Origin of the sequence: Methylobacterium sp. WL116 (assembly GCF_008039455.1) — a bacterium.
Classification (GTDB): domain Bacteria; phylum Pseudomonadota; class Alphaproteobacteria; order Rhizobiales; family Beijerinckiaceae; genus Methylobacterium.
In genome coordinates, this window is sequence record NZ_VRUV01000547.1 from 1 (window position 1) to 2,901 (window position 2,901).

Genomic DNA, 2,901 nt, shown 5'->3' on the forward strand with positions numbered 1-2,901 from the left:
CTGGGTGCTGTGCCTGGAGGCGGGCGACGTGCCCGGCGACGGCTGGATCCGCACCCTCGACCGGTTCGTCGGCACAGCGCCGGCCGACGCCCTGGGGCGATTGTCCCGCCCGCATGCCGGGCTGGCGACGCGGCTGGCCATTCGGGCCGAGGCGCTGCTCGGCGCGGGTGCGGCGCGGCCCGGCGACCTCGTCCGCCGCGATCGCCTCACCGAGATCGGAACCTTCGCCCCGCGGCTGGTGCCGCGGCGCCTGATCGCGCGGATCGACCGGATGTGATCCTCAGGCCGTGAGCGAGGCGCCCCGCCGCAGGTGCTCGTCCAGGCGCGGCATGATCTCGACGAAGTTGCAGGGGCGGTGCCGGTAGTCGAGCTGGCTGACCAGGATCCCGTCCCAGGCGTCGCGGCAGGCGCCCGGCGAGCCCGGCAGCACGAAGACGTAGGTGGCGTTGGCGACCCCGGCCGTCGCCCGCGACTGCAGCGTCGAGGTACCGATCTTGTCGTAGGAGATGCGGTGGAACACCGCCGAGAAGCCGTCCATCCGCTTCTCGAACAGCGGCTCCAACGCCTCGGGCGTGACGTCGCGGCCGGTGAAGCCGGTGCCGCCGGTGGTGATCACCACGTCGATTCCGGGATCGCGCGTCCAGCCCTCGACCGTCCCGCGGATCGCCGTCGCCTCGTCCGGCACGATCGCGCGCGCCGCGAGCCTGTGGCCGGCCTCGGTCAGCCGCTGCACCAGGGTGTCGCCGGAGCGGTCGTCCTCCGGCCGGCGCGTGTCCGAGACGGTCAGCACCGCGATCGACAGGGGGACGAAGCTGCGGGCAGGCGTATCGGGCATCGGGCCGTCTCCGGGTTGAACGACCGGAATATGGGCGCCCGCCCGCGATTGTCCCATCCTTCCCGGCGTGCGGCGCGCGGGCCGAGGCGCGCCGAACCCGCGATCCATGGTATCGGCACCGATCAGCGACCCCTGTCCGTTCGAACTCGCGGTGCCCTCATGGATGCGACCCCCGTCCGCCTCACCAGCCTCGCCCACGGCGGCGGCTGTGGCTGCAAGCTCGACCCGGCGATCCTGCGGTCGCTGCTCGCCGACCAGCCGATCGCCGGCCCGTTCGAGCGCCTGCTCGTCGGCAACGAGACCGCCGACGACGCCGCGGTCTGGGCGCTCGACGACGGCACCTGCGTCATCGCCACCACCGACTTCTTCACGCCGATGGTCGACGACCCGCGCGATTTCGGCCGGATCGCCGCTACCAACGCGATCTCCGACGTCTACGCCATGGGCGGCCGCCCGATCATGGCGCTGGCCATCCTCGGGATGCCGGTCGGCAAGATCGCGCCCCAGATCGTCGCCGAGATCCTGAAGGGCGGCGCGGCGACCTGCGCCGAGGCCGGCATCCCGATCGCCGGCGGGCACTCGATCGACACGCCGGAGCCGATCTACGGCCTGGCGGTGATCGGCACCTGCCGCCGCGAGGACGTGCGCCGCAACGCCGACGCGCGGGTCGGCGACGCGCTGATCCTGACCAAACCCCTCGGCGTCGGCGTCTATTCCGCCGCGATCAAGCGCGACGCCCTGCCGGAGGGCGGCTACGCCGCGTTCGTCGCGACGACGACGCTGCTGAACAAGGTCGGCACCGAGCTGGCCGCCGACCCGGACGTGCACGCCATCACCGACGTCACCGGCTTCGGCCTGCTCGGGCACGGCCTCGAGTTCGCGCGCGGCGCCGGCTGCCGCCTCGTGATCGACTGGCCTTCCGTGCCGCTGCTGCCCTCGGCCGAAACGCTCGCCCGGGACGGCTTCGTCACCGGCGCCTCCCACCGCAACTGGACCGCGTTCGGCGGCGAGGTCGCGCTGGAGGACGGCTTCCCCGAATGGGCGCGGCACCTGCTTACCGATCCGCAGACCTCGGGCGGCCTGCTCGTCGCCTGCGCCCCCGAGCGCGCAGACGCGATCCTCGCCCGCATCCGCGCCGCCGGGCATCCGGCGGCGGCGATCGTCGGGCGGGCGGAGGCGGGCGCGGCGGGAATTCGCGTCGCCGGCTGATCCCAGGGCCGGAAGGTGATCGAAACCAATCCTCCGGCATCATCGCGGCCCCGCGATGCGTCGCGCAGAGCCGCCCGCCCCCGTCGTGACCGACGTTCCCTACGACCCGGATCTCGAAACCGCCCACGGCGTCGCGGATTGGCCCTATGGCCGATCCGCCATCGCGCTCGCGCGCCCGGACGCCTTGCCGGACGGACGCCCGTGGCCGCGGCTGCGCGTGCTCACCGTCGCCTCCGGCGACGCGCCGCGTCTGGCCGACAGCATCGCCTCGGTCGCCCGGCAGGACTACCCGGAATGCCGGCACGACGTCGTGCCGCCGGGATTGACGTCGCCCGCCGCGATTATCGCCGACGACGGGGTCGACTTCGTCCTGGTCCTGCGGGCGGGCGATCTCCTGGCGCCCGGCGCGCTCGCCGCCCTCGTTCTCGACGCGGTCCTCTCGGGGGCGGATGCGGTGGCGGGGCTTCGGGTGCTGTTCGACGACGCGGTGACCGGCCTCGACCTGCCCTCGTCGGCGGGGGATGACGCCGCGCCGGACGCCGTCTTCACCGGCGGCGAAGTTCTCTGGCGGCGTGCCGCGCTCGGCATGCTGGGCAGCTTCGATCCGGTCGACGCCGAGTGGACCGCACGCGCCTGGTCGGCAGCCGTGCGGACGGAGGCCGGCGTCACCCGCATCGGCCGGCCCGTCCTGCTGCAGCGCGAGCGGACGATTCACGCAACGGATTCAAGTCCATCCGCGTCTTCCCCTCCCCCCTCTGCAGGGGAGGGTGGGCCTCGCGTCAGCGAGGGTCGGGAGAGGGGAGCGCCGTATCCGACACCGTCGCGCCCCTCTCCCCCCCTGCTCCGCAGGGTACCCT

At 73.7% G+C, this 2,901-nt stretch carries 2 protein-coding genes and 2 pseudogenes; 3 read left to right on the plus strand and 1 reads right to left on the minus strand.

Annotation, left to right across the window (positions count from 1 at the left end; genetic code table 11):
- A pseudogene (locus FV223_RS30785) lies at positions 1–277 on the plus strand (hypothetical protein); the annotation flags it as partial.
- Positions 278–280: 3 nt separating this feature from the next.
- On the opposite strand, the gene moaB reads toward FV223_RS30785, so the two are convergent.
- Positions 281–835, minus strand: a complete 555-nt coding sequence (moaB, locus tag FV223_RS24275; protein ID WP_147729372.1) for a molybdenum cofactor biosynthesis protein B — start codon at positions 833–835, stop codon at positions 281–283.
- Between the two features lie 159 nt (positions 836–994).
- Here moaB and selD point away from each other — a divergent pair, with 159 nt between their 5' ends.
- Both selD and FV223_RS30790 read left to right on the plus strand, forming a co-directional pair.
- A complete protein-coding gene (gene selD / locus FV223_RS24280; protein ID WP_147729373.1) occupies positions 995–2,044 on the plus strand; it encodes a selenide, water dikinase SelD in 1,050 nt (349 codons plus the stop codon).
- Positions 2,045–2,129: 85 nt separating this feature from the next.
- Positions 2,130–2,901, plus strand: a pseudogene (locus tag FV223_RS30790) (hypothetical protein); the annotation flags it as partial.

Coding starts and splice junctions, on each gene's coding strand:
- moaB (WP_147729372.1), bottom strand. CDS start 835: ATGCCCGATACGCCTGCCCGCAGCTTCGTCCCCCTGTCGATCGCGGTG.
- selD (WP_147729373.1), top strand. CDS start 995: ATGGATGCGACCCCCGTCCGCCTCACCAGCCTCGCCCACGGCGGCGGC.